This is a genomic window from Paenibacillus sp. FSL H3-0333 (assembly GCF_038002805.1).
Taxonomy (GTDB): Bacteria; Bacillota; Bacilli; order Paenibacillales; family Paenibacillaceae; genus Paenibacillus_AQ; species Paenibacillus_AQ silagei.
In genome coordinates, this window is the sequence record NZ_JBBODG010000001.1 from 5,788,487 (window position 1) to 5,805,749 (window position 17,263).

The following is a 17,263-nucleotide window of genomic DNA, read 5'->3' on the forward strand; positions in this document are numbered from 1 at the left end:
CCGCCTCCAGCAGCTCATTTCAATCTATTATTCCGGGTAAAAAAGGGCTATTCAGCGCTTCCAATTTTTACTTGTTGGCGTCTACAATCTTCTGCAGCTCAGCCTGCGCCTTCTTGATGGTAGTCTCCAGATCCTGCTGTTTCAGGATGTACAGCTCGGTTTCTTTGGTAAAGGCTGTTTCCAGCTCGCCTTGATAGGTCGGCGGCACGCTGAGCGGTGCGGGCTTGGCATTCTTAATTACATAGGCCAGTGAGGCTTCGTCAATCTTGTCGGGGCTCATGGCACCCGATTTGACGCCGGCAATGAACTTGTCCACATCCTGCTTCTTCCACGCGGAATATACATTCTGCATCTGCTCGCCCTCTGTGGAGTACCAGCGGATGAAATCATAGGCTTCCTGCTGATGTGCCGACTTCTCCAGAATTCCTACATAGTTGCCGTTGGCAATGCTGACTCCCGCAGGTTGTCCGGCACTATTGGACGGCATCGGAGCGAACGCGGTAGTGAAGGTTGCAGGGAATTCTTCCGACCCGCCTGCTTCGCCGATCATCCAGTTGCCGGTCACGATCATCGCGGCATGTCCGGTGAAGAATTCCGAGCGGTACGCGAGCTTCTGGGAGATGGTGTCGGCATACGGCACCGCTACTCCCGATGCCTCTGCCTTGCTGCGCAGCTCCAGGGACTGGCGGATACCCGCACTATCAATATTAAGGACACCATTGTTGACCAGATTATTGTCCTTCTCCTGGTTGATGACGGCCAGCTCCCAGTACATGGCCCAGGTATGGAAATACGTACCGAAGGTCTTGGACGGCCCGGTGCCGCTGGTCAGCTTGGCTGCGTAATCAAGGTAATCGTCCCAGCTCCATTCAGTGGGAACGGCTAAGCCTGCCGCATCCAGCTTGTCCTTGTTCAGCAGGACGAAATAATTCTCCAGCGTATCCGGAAGTGCATATACCTTGCCGTCAACGGATGGATCAACCGTATACTCGTCTGTCAGCGTAATGCCTTCCTTGCTGATCAGGTCATTCAGCGGAGCCAGCAGTCCGAGTCCGGCACGCTGTGAATAGTCGGTTGCCCCCGGCATGAATACCACATCCAGGTTCTCGCCGGATGCGACGAGCAGATCCAGCTTCTTCATCCCGGCAACCGAATCGCCGTTGTCAGCCAGCTCCACGTATTCCAGTGTAATTCCCGGATGGGAATCCTCGTACGCCTGCAGAATCGGTTCCATATCCGCCGCAGGCGACCAGTTGGCGACTTTGATCGTTACCGGTTCTGCGGAAGGTGCAGCACTCTCCCCCGCCTCCGGTGCAGCCGTGCTGCCGGAAGTGGGAGTTGCACCATTGGTGTTGTTTGAATTGCCACAGCCTGCCAGGGCTACCAGAAGCACGATGATCCATACCAGAGCGAACACATTCTTTTTCATTACTAACACCCCTTCTAATGTAGTCTACAGTTCCATGCACTCCCTGACCATCCTATCCGCCCGCCTGTCTTCCGGTTATGCAGCTTCCGGGAACTTGCCAGCCCTCACCCCTTCACCCCCCCCAAGGAAATACCTTCGATCACCTGCTTCTGCCCGAGGATGAACACGACCAGCAGCGGGACAATCGCCGAGACCGAAGCCGCCATGATGAGCGAATAGAAGGCGCCGTTGCGGTCAGCGAAAGCATTCATGCCCAATTGAAGCGTATAAAGTGTCTTGCTGTTCAGGAAGACCAGCGGCGTCTGAAAATCATTCCAGGTCCAGATGAACCGCAGAATGGCATAAGTGGCAATGGCGGGACGGACCAGCGGGAACAGAATCGAGAGGAAGATACGGATATGTCCCGCGCCGTCGATCTGCGCCGATTCGATATACTCATTCGAGAGTGAGGCAAAAAACTGGCGGAGCAGAAAGGTGCCCAGCACGCTGAACCCGCCAAGCAGGATCAGGCCCAGATGTGTATCGTACAGGCCGGTGGAGCGGAAGATAATGAACAGCGGCACCAGCGTAGCTTCCGCAGGAATCATATAAGTGGCCAGCACTAGTACGAAAAGTGCATTTCTGCCGGGAAAACGGATCTTGGTGAAACCATAGGCCGCCATGCTGGACACCGCTACAGAGAGAAGTGTCGTGAGCGCTGTGACTTTAATCGAGTTCCAGTAATACAGGGTGAAGTTGGCTTTGCCGAACCAGACGGAATGATAGTTGAACGCCGCCCTCCATGTCTGCGGAATCCATTCGATCGGATATTTGAACACATCGGCCTCAGGCTTGAGCGAAGCGGACAGCATCCATATAAAAGGGAGCAGAAACACAATGCCCAGCAGTGCCATGATCAGGGTGATGATGGCTTTTCCCCAGTCCAGATTGCCTATTCTCACAGGTATGTGCCTCCCTTATCTAGTAATTGACCCAATAACGCTGTCCCAGCCACTGCAGGCCGGTAATGGCAAGCACGATGACGAACAGAATCATGACCATGGATGAAGCATAACCGGTCTGAAGATCGACAAATGCGGTCTGGTACATGTCGTACACTACGACAGAAGTGGAGTTAGCCGGTCCGCCGTCCGTCAGCACCTTGACCAGGGCGAAGGATTTGAAATTGCCGATAATCCCGGTCACCAGCAGGAAAAAGGTCGTCGGCGTCAGCAGCGGAAAGGTAATGGAGCGGAACTGGGCGAGCTTGGAGGCGCCGTCAATCGTCGCCGCTTCATACAAGTCGGCAGGGATATTCTTGATCCCGGCAATGTAGATAATCAGCGAGACCCCAAGGTCAATCCAGATCATCAGCAGCATGACCGATGGAAGCGCATACGTGGGATCGGCCAGCCATTTGGGCGGATTGTCCACCCCGATCGCCGACAGGAAACCGTTGACCGGACCGTACGAAGGATGGAAGAGTACCTGCCACACTACCGCCACAGCAACTACACTGGATATCTGGGGCATGAAGTAGATGACCTTGAAGGCACCCGGCGCATATACATGACTCGTGATAATTACCCCGAGGATCAGCGCGATCGCCATCCCGACGGGTACGGCCAGCAGCATAATGAAGTTATTGCCCAGCGACTTCAGGAACACCTCATCCTGGAACAGCTGGCGGAAATTATCGAGGCCGCTCCAGCGGATCTTGTCAAACCCGGTAACGAACGACCATTTGGTGAAGCTGAGCATGAAGGAGAATATCATCGGAATAAGCGTAAATACCAGCACCCCCAGCAGCATGGGACCGACGAAAAAGTAGCCCATCCCCGCTTCTATCCGTTTTCTTTTTCTGCTGCCGGCGGTTGGTGTCTGATGGGACTGCGGTAAGGTAACTGACGTCTTCAAAGGCTCTGTCCCCCCTCTTGCGTGATCTTATCTCTCATTATAGAAAAGCAAAGAATTTTACATAAGTCACGATCCTGACCCGTTCAGAAAAATTTTTACCTGCTGCTGCGGATGATCAGCGTTCCCCGGTCATCTGGTACACTGCTGGTGCAAATCGGTCAAAAACGGTGCGGATTTGCGCAAAATAGTTGATTTACTTGGTTTGCCCGCTTTGTTATCTTCTAGGCAAGCACACACGGGCTTGTACTTATAAACTTTTAGGAGGAATCCAGATGAACGCCAAGCCAGATATTATGTCCGCTTATATGGATACTATTGTTGAGCTGCTGAATGAGATCCGGAACGAACCGCAGGACAAGCTGCAGCAGGTGGCAGAGCTGCTTGCGGATCATATCGCACAGGACAAGCTGGTCTACCTCTACGGCCCGGGCGGCCATTCCAATATGAATGCGACTGAGGTCTTCTTCCGCGCCGGCGGCCTGATGCATATCAGCGCCATATTAGATGAAGGCACAATGATCTCGAACGGCGCCCTGCGCTCGATGGCCGTTGAACGCACTCCCGGCTACGGAACACTTGTTATTGAAGACAACCGGCTGGGCGAGGGCGATATTCTGATTCTTGCCAATGCTTACGGCATTAACACCGCCTGTGTCGATGCGGCTGTAGAAGCCCGGCGCCGGGGAGTCACAACGATTGCCGTTACTTCGGTCGGCCATGCTGAAGCTACGCCTAAGGATCATATTGCCCGCCACCCTTCAGGGCAGAATCTGTATGAGCTGTGCGACTATGTCCTGGACAGCAAGGTGAAGCCCGGTGACGCTGCGCTGCATATTGACGGGATTGAACCGAAGATGGGTTCGACCTCCACCTTCGCCAACGCTTTTCTGCTCAATTCCCTGATGATGACTACAGCGGCCTGTCTCGGAGCGAAAGGGATCGAGGTGCCGGTCTGGCGCAGCGGCAACGCTCCCGGCGGGGATGAGTGGAATAACCGCTTCATTGAACGCTTCAAAGGCCGGGTCCGCTGGCTATGAACCTTCAGCTGATTCCAGAGCCTCAGGTGGTGCAGAGCCGGGGACCGGAGCCGGTCAGCGGTATTCGCGGCTGGAAGGTGCAGCTTCAGCTCCCCGTGAAGGATGTCCGGCTGCTCACGGCAGCGCAAAGGATATTCACAGAGGTGACGGTGCGTACTACGCATGACGGCAGCGGTGTATTCTCCCTGGTCACGGACGGTACCCCGCTCAACCCGCTGATGGCCCGGCGGGTTGAGGGCAAGCATGACGGCTACGTGCTGATTACAGACACGGACCGGATTGAGCTGTATGCGCTCAGTGCGTCCGGCCTGTTCTACGGCATTAAGACGCTGGAGCAGCTGATAACCTCCGGCAAAGGCACTGTGCCTGCACTTACGGTTGCCGACTGGGCGGAGCTGAAGCTGCGCAGCGATTATCTCGATCTGCGCACGGTCTACCCGACCTATGAGCATATCCTGGAGTATATCGCAGAGATGGCCGATTATAAGATCAATACGCTGGTCATCGAATATGAAGACAAGCTGCCCTTCGGTAAGCTGGATTTCCTGCGGCATCCTGAGCTTGCCTTCACTGAAGAAGAACACCAGCGGCTGCTCAAGACCGCATATGACCACTTCGTCACCGTGATTCCGAAGCAGCAGTCCTTCGGCCATCTGGAATATATCCTGAAGCATCCGGCTTATATCGGTCTGCGCGAGGTCCCGGAGACGGTCTCGGAGCTGTGCCCGCACCGTGCAGGCTCCTTCGAGATGATGGCCGGCATTCTGGAGGAAGTGGCTGCCCTTCATCCGCACAGCGAATATCTTCATCTGGGCTGTGATGAAGTCTGGACGCTCGGCACCTGTGAAGACTGCAGGAGGTCCGGGCTTACTCCGGAGGCCTCCTTCATCCGCTTCGTCAATCAGCTGGCCGAGAAGACGGTCAGCCTCGGCAAGATACCGATGATCTGGCATGATATGATCATGCACGCTACTGCGGAAGAGATAGCCGTGCTGGACAAACGGGTTGTAGTTGTCGTCTGGATCTACGGCGGACACCGGATGAAGGCGGATGCCCGGCTGATTCTCCACAAGCTCAGGGACGCGGGCATCGAGACCCTCGGCGCCTCCTCTGTACGCTGCTGGGATGATAACGGCGACCAGAATTATCCGGTGATTCATAACCGGGTCAGGAATGTGCAGGACTGGATTGAGCTGGCCCGCTCGGAGCAGCTGGATGGTATTATCCATACGAATTGGGGTTGCCCGTTCTCGCTGGGCAGTCCATACGGACTGTTCGAGACCTCGCGTTATCCGGCCTTCCTGGCCGCAGAGCAGAGCTGGAAGGCCGGAGCGGATATCTCTTCCTTCCTGGTCCGGTTCCTGCACCAGTTCCACGGGCTGCCCGCAGAGCGGCTGACCGGTGAAGAATGGGCGGATTATGCGGTAACCGATTATTATTCCCTAATTCCGCAGCTGCTTGCGGATGTGAACAAGAACCGCTTGACAGCTGAGCTGATCGACGCCATGATTCAGTATGAGATCCCGGCGCAGCGCCGCTCCCCGCTGCACACCTTCCTCTTCCGCGGAGCGATGTCGCCGGACAGCGAGGAAGTGGTGACCTTCCTCCGGGACAAATACCGGAGCGGATACGGGGATCTGCGGAGGGCCAAGCTAAGAATGCAGACCGTGCTTGCCGAGCTGCTTCCGCCGCAAATGGCGGAGCTGTTCATCCGCTCCCGGTTCTACCGGCCGGAATTATTCGAAGCGGATCTGCGCGGGATGATTACCGATCTTGAGATTATTGAACAGAAAGCGGGGGAACCTTATGCCTGATATGCTTGTGAAGCTATACGATCTGCCGGACAACGGGGCGCTGCTGGAGCGTCTGCGGGGTGAAGGCATTACTGTCAAACGGGCGATGACCGGAGATAAGCAGGCCATTGTTGATTTTGTCGGCCATCATTTCACGGACAGCTGGCGGAATGAATGCGAGACCGCCTTCTCGCCGCTGCCCGTCCACTGCTATATCGCCGTGAAGGAGGGCACAGTCATCGGCTTCGCCTGCCACGATGTCGTGATGAAGAACTTCTTCGGCCCGACCGGCGTGCTGGACGATTACCGGGGCCTGGGCATCGGGAAGGCCCTGCTGCTGGAATGCCTGTCCGCGATGCGCCAGAACGGCTACGGCTACGCCATCATCGGCTGGGTCGAGGACGCATTGCCGTTCTATGAGAAGTGCGTCGGGGCGATAGCGATCCCTGATTCTTTTCCCGGCGTATTCCGTGACATGATCAAACTAGGCTGAATCCGGCCTCGATACAACAAAACAGCGGCACCCCGGGGCTTAAACGTCCCGGGGTGCCGCTGTTTTTGTTGAGCATGTACACCTCCATCAATATATAGTCGGCACCATCCCTCCATCCATGCGGATGGGAGAACCTTTAAAGGCCGCTGCATAAGGACTGCATACAAAGGCAGCCAGCCTGCCGATTTCCACCGGCTTGATGAAACGCTGTAATTCGGATTGCGGCAGATTGGCCGCCATGAATTTCTGCTCTTTTTCTGCAAAAGTTAAATTTTCGTTAGGATACATACCGTCAATGATGTGGTGCACCTTTTCTGAGAGTGTAGGTCCAGGCATGATGGTATTCACAGTAACCTCTGTCCCTGCTGTCACTTTAGATATACTTTTGGCCAAGGACAGCAGCATGGATTTGGTCATCGCATATTGAGGCATTTGTCCTGAGGGCATGACAGCCTCTTCGCTGGCAATGAAGATCACGCGGCCATAATTCCTGCCCAACATTCCAGGTAAATATAATTTCGTTAATCCGTTTGCAGCCAGCACATTCGTGCGGAAATACTTCTCCCAGATGTCATCGGCCACTTCCTCATACTGCATCAATTCATAAATGCCCATACTGTTGATCAGAATATCAACGCTGGGGAATTGGGCGAATAAGGCTTGTCTTTGTTCAGGATCGGTAATATCGGCTGCGGCATTCTGAGGAGCGGTGGCCGGGTAATTCAGCTTCAATTCACGGACAGTCTGCTCCACCTCTTCCCTATTCCGCCCATTGACCAGCACGTTGACGCCTTCTTTGGCAAGCTCTATGGCGATGGCTTTTCCTATACCCTTCGTTGATCCTGTAACTAGTGCTGTTGTATTGTGTAATCCCATCTCCATAATGCACTTCTCCTTATTCATATCTTCTTGTGTTGCGGATAGTGATTATATTATCTCGTTGGGATCATTCAGTAACTAGCACCTTGCGCCAAGCTTCTTGCCGGACACGCCAAAAGTTACAGCTCAGCACATTCGTGCATTCAGGTGTTCATATATTTAGGTGTCCATTCAGGCGCTCCGCACGCCACTGTGAAGGCGTAACCCCTTCCCAATGACGGAAGGCACGGAAGAAAGAGTTCTGATCCTCATACCCGGTCAGAAACGCCACCTCTTTAAGATCAAGCGAAGGATTTGCCAAGTACTCCCGTGCCTGCTCATGTCTGACTTGTGTCAATAGCTGCTTGAAGGTCGTCTTCTCGTCAGTCAGCCGGCGCTGCAAGGTCCGCACGCTCATCGTAAGCTCCTTCGCAACTGTCTGGAGGTCGGGACATCCACCTGCGAGACAGTGTGCAATGATCACCTTGACCCTCCCGGATACAGAGAAGCTGCCAAGCTGTTCGTCGAGTGAGCGGTCCAGTGCGGGAGCAAGAATCTCCAGCAGTTCTTTGTTATAAGAAACAAAGGGAAGGTCCAGATGGCTTTGAAGCAGGGTCAAGCGGTTATACTTCCCGCCTGTTTGAATCGCGCAGCCGAAATAAGCTTCAAGCACTTGTTCATCGCCCATGGAGTGGACAAATTCGGCGGCCTGCGCCTTCAAGGGCTGACCCGTCCCCTTTCTTCCAAGCTCCAAGAGAAAAGCCAGCGTGATCCCCGCCAGCACCGGCGGACCGGGCAGCCCTGTAGGCCCCCACTCCAGTTCTATGGTGCACTGCCCGTTCTCCTCAGTCATCCGTAGGCTTTCGGGCGGACACATCTGTTTGTACCTGACCATGCGGTGCAAGGCATCGCGGTAGTCACGGGCGTGATACGTCGCTAATACGGCGGGAGGATACTGCGCGGTGTCAAAGGCGGCCGCAAGCCTGGTAATGCCTGACGCAAGATCCCCGGCAAGCTCGGAATACGCCTGCCAGATTGCGAAATATTGGGCAGTGGTAACCGTGGCTTCTGTTGTTATCGTTACAGGGAGCTGTGCCTGGCGGGCTACGTCGCGGGCAGCAATCCCCAGGCGGCTTATTCCTGTCCAGAATCCCGGAGGCATTTTAACGCGTTGAGAGGAACGGGACTTCATAGGTATGGGCCTCCTTTTGCCAGTTGCATATTACAGTGTTATGGTTGTCTTAAGGCCATATAAGAATACTCTTGTGCCCGTGATCATGTCTACCCATGTCTACCTTAATGTACGGGAATGTACAGCTCTGCCTAATTTCACACATATTTCTTATTTTGTTTTAACATATAGGCATTACAATGGATTCAGATTATCACTGCACGGTATCCATCATAACTAGTAGGAGGATCAATCATGCCCAATATCTGGATGCATATTGAATTCGGCCAGCAGCTGGCCGGAGAATTCAGCAGCCGTTTCCCGTGTCTCCATCTGCTGGAACAACAGCAACGGCTCTATAATCTCGGCTGTCAGGGTCCGGATTTCCTGCTGTATCACAGCTTTCTTCCTTGGAGACGAGATACCGGGGCGCTTCATCTCGGAGACCAGATGCATACGCAGAGCTGCGGGCCGGTACTTGTTGATTTGTGGGAAGCTGCCCGGAGACTTGAAGGAACGGAAGCGGCTCAGGCCCAGCTCTATTTCCTCGGTTTCCTGACCCATCATCTGCTGGACCGCAACCTCCATCCCTATATTAACTGGAAGGCGGGCTATAAGTACCGTGCCCATCAGCGGTTTGAGATTGACCTGGACACTTTGTTCATGAAGCGGCTGCACGGGATGAACACCTGGCAGCACGCTGCCTGGGCTACAATTGACACAGGTGCCCGGCTGCCTGAGCCGGTTTATCGCATTCTTCATGCCACCGCCCTTAAGCATTACCCGGAGACTATGGATCGACTGCCCGCAGAGATCTGGCAGAGCGCGTACCGCGATATGGTGCTGGCTCAGAAATGCCTCTATGATCCGAAGGGCTGGAAGAAGGCTATAACCTGGGGCCGGACCCGCCGGTTGTTCTCACGGAAGCTCACTGCCCGCGAGGAACGGCTGGATTATCTGAATGAGCGGCACTCCCGGTGGCGGCATCCCGCACTATATTCCGAGGTGCAGACCGAATCTGTGTGGGAGCTGTGGGAGGCGGCCCTTGCGGAAGGACGGACGGTGCTCGGAGCGCTTGCCGATTGGCTGGGATGTACGGAGGACTCCGCTTCGGCAAGCCGCAAGCTTGGGCAGTTCACACTGGCACTGGGCAACCGCTCCTACGATACCGGCAAGGATTGCAGCATGAATCTGCAGAATCAATACGCCGAGCCGATCTGGACAAGTCTCCCTGGGAGTTGAGGTTGAGCCTACCAAACGTCAGCCAACGTCTCTATTACCGCCGCACCCTTTTCCAGCTGAGGAGACGGCTGCCTGCCGCAAACAATTAGAAAAACGTATCTTAATTTCGCCGGTTTCTCAAGAATATCGGGTAAGAAGTGCATTTTGTACATTTATTCCAGTTACTTTTCGCTACTTTGGAGGATATGTGCGAATTAAGTGTTGTTATTCCAACTATTGTTGCAGCAGAGGGCTTTTGGTCATCAGCAAGTGTACAAAATCCACCTATTTCCCTTTACAGTGACTTCTTGCTTGTCCGAACGCCCCTCCGGTAGCGAACACAATGTATGCTGTTTTTCACATACATTCTCCTTCTTTCCAAGAACTCATATCCACAAATTCACACTCACCTTTTCCACAGCAGCCGGAAACTATAGTTTCCTATATAATCATAAAAACGCCCGGTTCCCCGGGCGCTCAGCACAATTTATACATTATCCTTCTGTCAGACAGCATTCCAGCTTACAGCGGATCATTCGGAAGAATCTCGGGCGGGGCCGGCGGCACCATATCCGGCTGCTCCGGCGGTACGATTTCGGGATGCTTCTCCGGCACAACCTCCGGCGGGATCACAACCGGCTCCGGGAGGATATCCGGCTTCACATCGGGGACAACCTTCGGCGGAACCTCTGGCGGCAGATCTTTGCTCATCTCCTTATACCTCCTTCATTCCTGATACCTCATGTATACCCGTTCCGCTCATCCTTTAACCTTATTACCCTAGTCCTCCCTAGTCCTCCTGGTCTTCCCTTGTCCTCCCTTGTCCTCCCGGGTTCTCCTGACCCTCCCTGCAAAATCCCCTCTTCATGCAAGTTGTTTAACCTGCGGTTGATCTCCAAGTAATAGTTGGTTGTTAAGATCAAGGCAACAAGATTACTGGGAGGGATACCGATGCGTCTGGCTCTATTCACGGACACTTTTCTTCCGCAGACCAATGGCGTTGCCCGTACACTCGGCCGGCTGACCAGCCACCTGCACCGCCGGGGAATTGAACATCTGCTGTTCACTCCAAAATCCGCTCCGGAGAGCAGCTACCCCGATCCTGTCAGACCCGTGGCCAGCATCCCCTTTTTCCTCTATCCCGAGTGCAGGCTGGCCCTGCCCGGCATGTCCTCCATGCAGAGTGAACTGGCTGCGTTCGCCCCTGACCTGCTCCATCTCGCCACCCCGTTCAATATCGGCTTAACCGGTCTCCGGTATGCCCGCAAGCAGCAGCTCCCCCATGTCGCCTCCTATCACACCCACTTCGACCGTTACCTCGAATATTACAAAATGAGAAGAATCCTCCCGCTCTACTGGAAATACATGAAGTGGTATCACCAGTCCTGCGATGCCGTCCTGGCCCCTTCCCGCGAGACCCTAACCAGCTTGCGCATAGAGGGCTTCACCCGGCTGCGCTTATGGTCCAGAGGCGTGGACTGTACCCTCTACTCGCCGGAGAGACGAAGCGAAGAGACCAGGGAGCGTTACGGCAAGGGAGCAGCGCTGATGATGCTCTATGTCGGACGGATTGCCCCGGAAAAAGATCTCACCACCCTCCTTCAGGCTATGCAGCTCCTGCCGGAGTCCGTGCGTTCAAAGGTTCAGCTGGTGATTGTCGGCGATGGCCCGCTGCTGCCTGAGCTTAAATCGCAGGCACAGGAGAATGTCACCTTCACCGGTGCCAGACACGGCGAAGAGCTGGCAGAGCTGTACGCCTCCGCCGATCTGTTCGTCTTCCCCTCCTGCACGGAGACCTTCGGCAACGTCGTGCTTGAAGCCATGGCGTCGGGGCTTCCCGTGATCGCCGCAGATGCAGGCGGAACGCGGGAGCTGATCGCACCCGGTGTCACCGGCATGCTGTTCGAGCCGCGCAGCCCGGCAGCCATGGCAGAGCAGATCTGCACCGCCGCCGCCAGGCCCCTGCTGCGGAGCGCAATGGGCCGCGAAGGGCGGCGTCAAGCTCTCCAGCGCTCCTGGGAGCAGATTTTTGACAGACTGATTAAGGATTATGAAGAAGTCATCGAGCACCGCAGGATCAAGAATGAAGCAGGGATTTACACCGCCTGATCCGCTGTCTGCCCCCCTATGAAGACTAAGCGTTCCTGGGACTGTGGGAATGCTTTTTTCCATTGTTCACGGTTTCTCCCCATCACTCTATTGACCATTGGAATAATGACTTATATTATACACATATACAATAATCCAAAATATGGAATTCAGTCAGGCGGTGATCCCTTGAAGCCTCTCACAACGATTCGCAGTCATCTTGAGGCTTATCTCTATTCCCAGCAGTTGTCCATCAACCAGTTCTCCATTCTGTCCGGTGTTAATTCCGGCACCTTAAGCCGTATCCTTAGCGGCCAGCAGCCGATTGCCATGAATCACCTGAAATTGATCACCCGGGGCATGTCATTGCCGGAGGATCATTTCTATAGCATGTATGTCGATGAGTGCTTTTTATATTCGGCACCCACCTGGCGGCGGCTGCGCCCCTTCATTCTGAATTCGGCGCAGCTGGGGCGGCTGGACTGTATAGAGCTAGTAGTCAAAAATCTGCTGGACAACCTAACCTATGCTCCGATGCTTTTTGAAGTGGCCGAGGACTTGTTCCAGCAGCATCACTGGCAGGCGGCAGCCGTGCTGTACAAGAATATCAGCGCGAGCGAGAAGTATCAGCATTCCGAGCGGCTGGCCCTCTGCCAGTACCGTTTGTTCCGCATTGCCCTAGGAGACAGCCAGACACTCAACCTCCAGGCTGCTCTTTTGTTCGAATGTTATATTGAACGGCTTGAGGTGTCTGATCAGCTCGATGGACTGAAAGCTCTGATGCATGTCTATTACTCGCTGCACAAATGGGACAAGGTGGACGCGCTGGCCCAGGAGATGCACCGTCTTGCCATGCTCAGCTACCACCATCTGCACCGGTCGCAGCGCAGAGACAGCCAGGATAAAAGCCCGGAGAAGCCGGTATTCTTCTATGCGCTGTATTCGCATCTGATGCGGGCAAGTGTGTGCGAAGAATTCCGGGACTATGAATCGGCGCTGAAATATGTAGCTCTATATATGGATAGGAGCTGGATACGCGAAAAAGGGGAAGACACCCGGCGCATCCTGAACCAATTCCAGGAGTGGGGCACGGCCAATACCCTCCTCTACCGGATGATGTCCGGCGACTATGGAGTGCTGCCTGAATATGTGGCCTATATTGCTCCGCATGCCAGTGAGATCTTTGTAGCCCTGTACCATATTGTGATCTCAGCCAACCGCTTCTCCTGGAATGTGGATGAGGTGCTTGAACAGTTCCCTTCCTATATCCCTTACCGGACCAATCTGAAGGACTTCGGCGGGCTTCACAACCAGCAGATCCTGGCCGACCAGTACTCTACCTTTCTGGCGGAATTAGCCAACTATTATTTACGCAATCACCGCCTGGAAGGAATGGGCTTCCTGCTCCAAAGTCTTGAATCCTCTGCTAAAATAAAGAGTGATAGCATAATCATTAAATGTGTGAATCTGTTTGAACAATTCCGGCATCAAGCCACTGAGGAACAGACAGAACAATACAGACTTCTGATTGGAGAGGTGCAAGAATCCAATGATAAGAAAATTGATTATGCTTCTAGTGTCATGTAGCTTGGCCGTTATAGCTATTCACCCCCTGGAGGGTTATGAATCTGTAACAAAGGCTACTGTACAATCCGTGGTTCAGCCTATGGGTCACGGTACGGGGGACGGCTGATTTAGCAGCTGCCGCGCCCCCAGAAAGGATGATGAACATGAAGATCACCCGGAGGTTATTACTCCTCCCCGCACTTGCACTGGCTCTGACCGGAGGAGCTGAAGCCGTTCCGGCTTCGGCCAAGCCCGCCCCGAAGGTACAACTTCAATTAACCTACAGCAACGGAAGCGGGATATCAGGCATGGCCGGAGGCACCGCACAGATCAAGAACGGAGTCTCTTATATGCCCGCTAACCTGGTCACAATCATGGGTCTTGAGGGCAAGTGGAGTAATGCAGACAAAACCGCTACCTTCAACGGGTGGAACAAAAGCTTCAGCATGAAGCTTGGTCAATCCACCGGCGTACTGGACGGGAAGAAGGTCTCCCTTGGAGGTACACCTTATATGGCGGATAAGCAGTTGTATGTACCCGTCAAGTTTGTGGTGGCGGCTCTTGAAGGCGGGCCCGTAAGATGGGATGCCGCCACCAATACAATACGGGCCAACGGTCTGCATATGTACCGCGGTTATTCAGAAGTGTTCGACGGCGGAGTGTACTCCTTGTCGCTGGACAGCGGGGAGCTGTATCTGACTACGAAGCAGAACACTAAGCATAAGCTTGCTGTTCTCGGCAGAGGACTGGATGTAGTGGATTTCACTTTCGAGCGCACACCCGCCGGTCTGACACTGCTTCAAGTCGTCAATTCGTATGGCGAGCCCCATGTGCATGCGGAGTATTATACCTATCTAGTGAAGAACAACAGTGTGATCCGCCAAGGGCATACGAATATCCATACCTCCTTCGGCACAGCCCCGGTCTGGGCTGACGGCAAGCTGGTATTCAATGATGGCCGCACACTAAGGCTCATTGAGGATGGAACTGGAGCTGTCAGCGAGACCGTAGATATACCTAAACTGCTGGGTGCAACCGTTGCCCAGGATGTCTACTACAATGTCGAAGCCGTCTACCCGGATGTTCTGCTGGTCCGTCCTACAGACACCGCCTTCCTGACCCTTGTTGACCGTGCTACCGGTAAGCAGACTGTGTTATATAAGCAGCTGCTCAGTGCAGAGCGCCAGCGCGAAGTAGAGCAGCCCGATTTTATGTTCCCGGGAGACTATATCTACTTCACCGGACGTACTGACAATGTCTTCACCTTCAAGCTTCACAGAATGGACGGCAGCCAGGATATCATCAAGACCTACACATGGCCCGGCAGCCAGAACTGAGCAGCTACACTTTCACATTCGATTGAGCTCGGTTTTTCTGTGAAAATACGTCTCTTGCGATAAACGCACGACCTACGCGGCGCCTCCAGTCCAATTGTGTTCGGTTTTTCGATTACATTTGGTCTGCACACCTCCGTGATGCGCATTTTTATGCTGGAGTTGTGCCTTGAAAGACATGTTTGTTTTCGCATACATTTTCCGCCACGACAAAAAAAGCGCATAAACGTCATCATTACAATAAATGACGTTTATGCGCCCAACATCCAACACCCACCAAATGAAAGACAGGGCGTCTACAAACGCCCCTGCCTTCTCATTCTCCGCTCTATTCTTCTCTGTCTTCTTCGTTCTCTCCTCCGCTTGCGGTCCTTACGGCCCAATACGAGCTCCAGCACAACTTCGAAAAGCACCCCGAATAGCTCAGCCATACAACCCCTCTTTTCAGCGGTTATAGAAGTGCTGCTTCACCCCTTACGGCTCCGCAGTCCACCCAAGCTTGCTCCTTCACTAAAAACCCGCTCAATCCTCAGCTGCACCTCGGGGTCAGGAATTAACGGCGGCGCTTGATGCGGCTTCACCCGGGCATCGATGATCACATTATCACAAGCCCAGTGCTTATGCTCTACTGTGCTGTTCACCCCATGGATGTCATGGGACGGATTGCTGCGGGTGAAGGTCGCCCACAGGAAGTTGTTCAGCGACTCCGACATGAAGCTGCTGTCATCGCATAGAATAATCATCGGACAGGATTCAAGCGCCCCCAGCGCTGCAATGGCAGCGCTCAGGCCGGAGATTTCCTCTGCCGCCGAGGCGTAATCCCGGAACGGCTTCCCCTGCATGGCGACAATCCCCGGCATAATCATGGCCGCCGGACCCCAGCCCTGCTCCACCCGCTGAAGAACCTCAGGCACCTTCGTGCACAAGCTCCGCTTCTGCTCCCCTACGGCTGCGAAGACTACCTTGCTTCCGCTGTTGATCCCCGTACCGGAATAATCCAGCGTATCGATCGTCGTGTTCGTCTGGAAGTGAATATCGCGGCGCAGATTGATCCGCTCCAGAATGTAGGTCAGGAATCCGGCGATATCATGCGTGCTGACCGGCTTGTCCTCTTCTGCCGTGATGAACAGATATTTCGCCAGACTGAGCTGTCCGGTTCCGAGAATCCGGTTGCTGATCGTCAGCAGCTCTGCAGGCTGCTTAAGCTGCTGATACGGGGTATACCGCTCACTGCCGATCGCGAACAGCAGCGGGTGCACTCCCGCAGCATCTATCGCATGTACCTCCTTCACGCCGGGAATCTCCGAGCGGATCGCCCCACCGGTCAGCTCATGGATGAGCTCTCCGAAGGCAGTGTCCTCCTGCGGCGGACGACCGACCACCGTGAAGGGGAAGATAGCCCCTTTTTTGGCGTAAACCTTGTGTACTCTCATCACCGGAAACGGGTGAGTCAGGCTATAGTAGCCCAGATGATCGCCGAACGGCCCCTCCGGCTTCGTCTCCCCGGGATGAATCTCTCCGGTAATCACGAAGTCAGCATCGCTGCTGACGCAGAAGCCGTCTACATAGCTATAGCGGAAATGACGCCCCGAGAGCAGCCCGGCAAAGGTCATTTCACTTAAGCCCTCCGGCAGCGGCATCACCGCCGAGAGCGTATGCGCAGGCGGGCCGCCGATGAAGCAGCTAACCTTCAGCGGCTCGCCGCGTCTGTTCGCGTGGGCCTGATGAATGCCGATGCCGCGGTGAATCTGGTAATGGACGCCCACTTCCTTATTCAGCTCATATTCGTTGCCGCTAAGCTGAATACGGTACATCCCCAGATTGGAGTTCATGATGCCCGGCTTATCGGGATCTTCGGAGTACACCTGCGGAAGCGTGACGAACGCCCCGCCGTCGCCCTGCCAGTGCTTAATCTGCGGAAGATCGGAGATTTGAATCTCCTCGAACCCGGCCGGCACGCCGCTGCCCTTCTTAATTGGCAGCGCTTTGCGGGCGGCAAGGCCTGTCCCGATATATCTAAAGGGCTGCTTGAGCGCCTTCATGGGATTGCTGCGCAGGGCGATGACCGCCTGCGATGAATCCCACGTGTCGCGGAAGATGAACTTACTGCGCTCGATTGTTCCGAACAGATTCGAGACCGCCCGGTACTTCGAGCCCCGGACCTTCTCGAACAGCAGAGCGGGACCGCCTGCTTCATAGACCTTCATATGTATCGCCGCCATCTCCAGATGCGGGTCCACCTCTTCATGTATGCGAATTAAATGCCCATGCTTCTCCAGGTCAATAATACATTCTTCCATATTGCGATATGACATGCTTCTACTCCCATTCTCTCAAGAATATGAACCTCTTTATTATCAATGAGTGTGTCCGTCAG

14 protein-coding genes are annotated in these 17,263 nt (G+C 54.4%); 7 read left to right on the plus strand and 7 right to left on the minus strand.

Features of this window, described 5'->3' with window-relative positions; all coding sequences use genetic code 11:
- Nucleotides 1-67: 67 nt before the first annotated feature.
- The 3 genes from MHH78_RS25600 to MHH78_RS25610 all read right to left on the minus strand — a co-directional run bounded on the left by MHH78_RS25600 (nt 68) and on the right by MHH78_RS25610 (nt 3,244).
- Nucleotides 68-1,429, minus strand: a complete 1,362-nt coding sequence (locus MHH78_RS25600; RefSeq protein WP_341169254.1) for an ABC transporter substrate-binding protein — start codon at nt 1,427-1,429, stop codon at nt 68-70.
- A gap of 104 nt (nt 1,430-1,533) precedes the next feature.
- On the minus strand, nt 1,534-2,322 hold the full coding sequence (locus MHH78_RS25605; protein WP_051478036.1) for a carbohydrate ABC transporter permease: 789 nt from the start codon (nt 2,320-2,322) through the stop codon (nt 1,534-1,536).
- Nucleotides 2,323-2,389: 67 nt separating this feature from the next.
- Nucleotides 2,390-3,244 (minus strand): carbohydrate ABC transporter permease, encoded by an 855-nt coding sequence (locus MHH78_RS25610; RefSeq protein WP_036725519.1) that lies wholly within the window; start codon nt 3,242-3,244, stop codon nt 2,390-2,392.
- Nucleotides 3,245-3,597: 353 nt separating this feature from the next.
- Between MHH78_RS25610 and MHH78_RS25615 the strand changes: the two genes are divergently transcribed.
- From MHH78_RS25615 to MHH78_RS25625, 3 genes are read left to right on the plus strand one after another with little or no spacing between them, the layout of a single operon-like run.
- A complete protein-coding gene (locus tag MHH78_RS25615) occupies nt 3,598-4,362 on the plus strand; it encodes a sugar isomerase domain-containing protein (protein WP_081751153.1) in 765 nt (254 codons plus the stop codon).
- Nucleotides 4,359-6,176 (plus strand): family 20 glycosylhydrolase, encoded by a 1,818-nt coding sequence (locus tag MHH78_RS25620; RefSeq protein WP_341169255.1) that lies wholly within the window; start codon nt 4,359-4,361, stop codon nt 6,174-6,176. Before MHH78_RS25615 ends, MHH78_RS25620 begins: the two co-directional genes overlap by 4 nt.
- Complete coding sequence (locus tag MHH78_RS25625; protein WP_341169256.1) at nt 6,169-6,648, plus strand: GNAT family N-acetyltransferase; 480 nt, start codon at nt 6,169-6,171, stop codon at nt 6,646-6,648. The genes MHH78_RS25620 and MHH78_RS25625 overlap by 8 nt, the downstream gene beginning before the upstream one ends.
- An 87-nt stretch (nt 6,649-6,735) precedes the next feature.
- Here MHH78_RS25625 and MHH78_RS25630 read toward each other — a convergent pair whose 3' ends face one another.
- Together MHH78_RS25630 and MHH78_RS25635 are read right to left on the minus strand one after the other, a co-directional pair.
- Nucleotides 6,736-7,530, minus strand: coding sequence for an SDR family NAD(P)-dependent oxidoreductase (locus MHH78_RS25630; protein ID WP_341169257.1), 795 nt, complete (start codon nt 7,528-7,530; stop codon nt 6,736-6,738).
- A 148-nt stretch (nt 7,531-7,678) separates the two neighbouring features.
- Nucleotides 7,679-8,698, minus strand: coding sequence for an AraC family transcriptional regulator (locus MHH78_RS25635; RefSeq protein ID WP_341169258.1), 1,020 nt, complete (start codon nt 8,696-8,698; stop codon nt 7,679-7,681).
- 234 nt (nt 8,699-8,932) lie between these two features.
- Here MHH78_RS25635 and MHH78_RS25640 point away from each other — a divergent pair, with 234 nt between their 5' ends.
- The gene (locus MHH78_RS25640; protein WP_341169259.1) at nt 8,933-9,919 is read left to right on the plus strand and encodes a zinc dependent phospholipase C family protein; all 987 of its coding nucleotides are present in this window, start codon (nt 8,933-8,935) and stop codon (nt 9,917-9,919) included.
- A gap of 501 nt (nt 9,920-10,420) precedes the next feature.
- On the opposite strand, the gene MHH78_RS25645 is transcribed toward MHH78_RS25640, so the two are convergent.
- Complete coding sequence (locus tag MHH78_RS25645; RefSeq protein WP_036725406.1) at nt 10,421-10,609, minus strand: hypothetical protein; 189 nt, start codon at nt 10,607-10,609, stop codon at nt 10,421-10,423.
- 240 nt (nt 10,610-10,849) lie between these two features.
- On the opposite strand from MHH78_RS25645, the gene MHH78_RS25650 reads away from it, so the two are divergent.
- The 3 genes from MHH78_RS25650 (at nt 10,850) to MHH78_RS25660 (ending at nt 14,889) form a co-directional block, all read left to right on the plus strand.
- Nucleotides 10,850-12,007: a glycosyltransferase family 4 protein gene (locus MHH78_RS25650; protein WP_341169260.1), complete on the plus strand. Its 1,158-nt coding sequence runs from the start codon at nt 10,850-10,852 to the stop codon at nt 12,005-12,007.
- 168 nt (nt 12,008-12,175) lie between these two features.
- The gene (locus MHH78_RS25655) at nt 12,176-13,573 is read left to right on the plus strand and encodes a transcriptional regulator (protein WP_341169261.1); all 1,398 of its coding nucleotides are present in this window, start codon (nt 12,176-12,178) and stop codon (nt 13,571-13,573) included.
- A gap of 143 nt (nt 13,574-13,716) precedes the next feature.
- Complete coding sequence (locus MHH78_RS25660; protein WP_341169262.1) at nt 13,717-14,889, plus strand: copper amine oxidase N-terminal domain-containing protein; 1,173 nt, start codon at nt 13,717-13,719, stop codon at nt 14,887-14,889.
- Between the two features lie 464 nt (nt 14,890-15,353).
- Here MHH78_RS25660 and MHH78_RS25665 read toward each other — a convergent pair whose 3' ends face one another.
- Nucleotides 15,354-17,201, minus strand: a complete 1,848-nt coding sequence (locus MHH78_RS25665) for a UbiD family decarboxylase (RefSeq protein ID WP_341169263.1) — start codon at nt 17,199-17,201, stop codon at nt 15,354-15,356.
- Between the last annotated feature and the right edge of the window lie 62 nt (nt 17,202-17,263).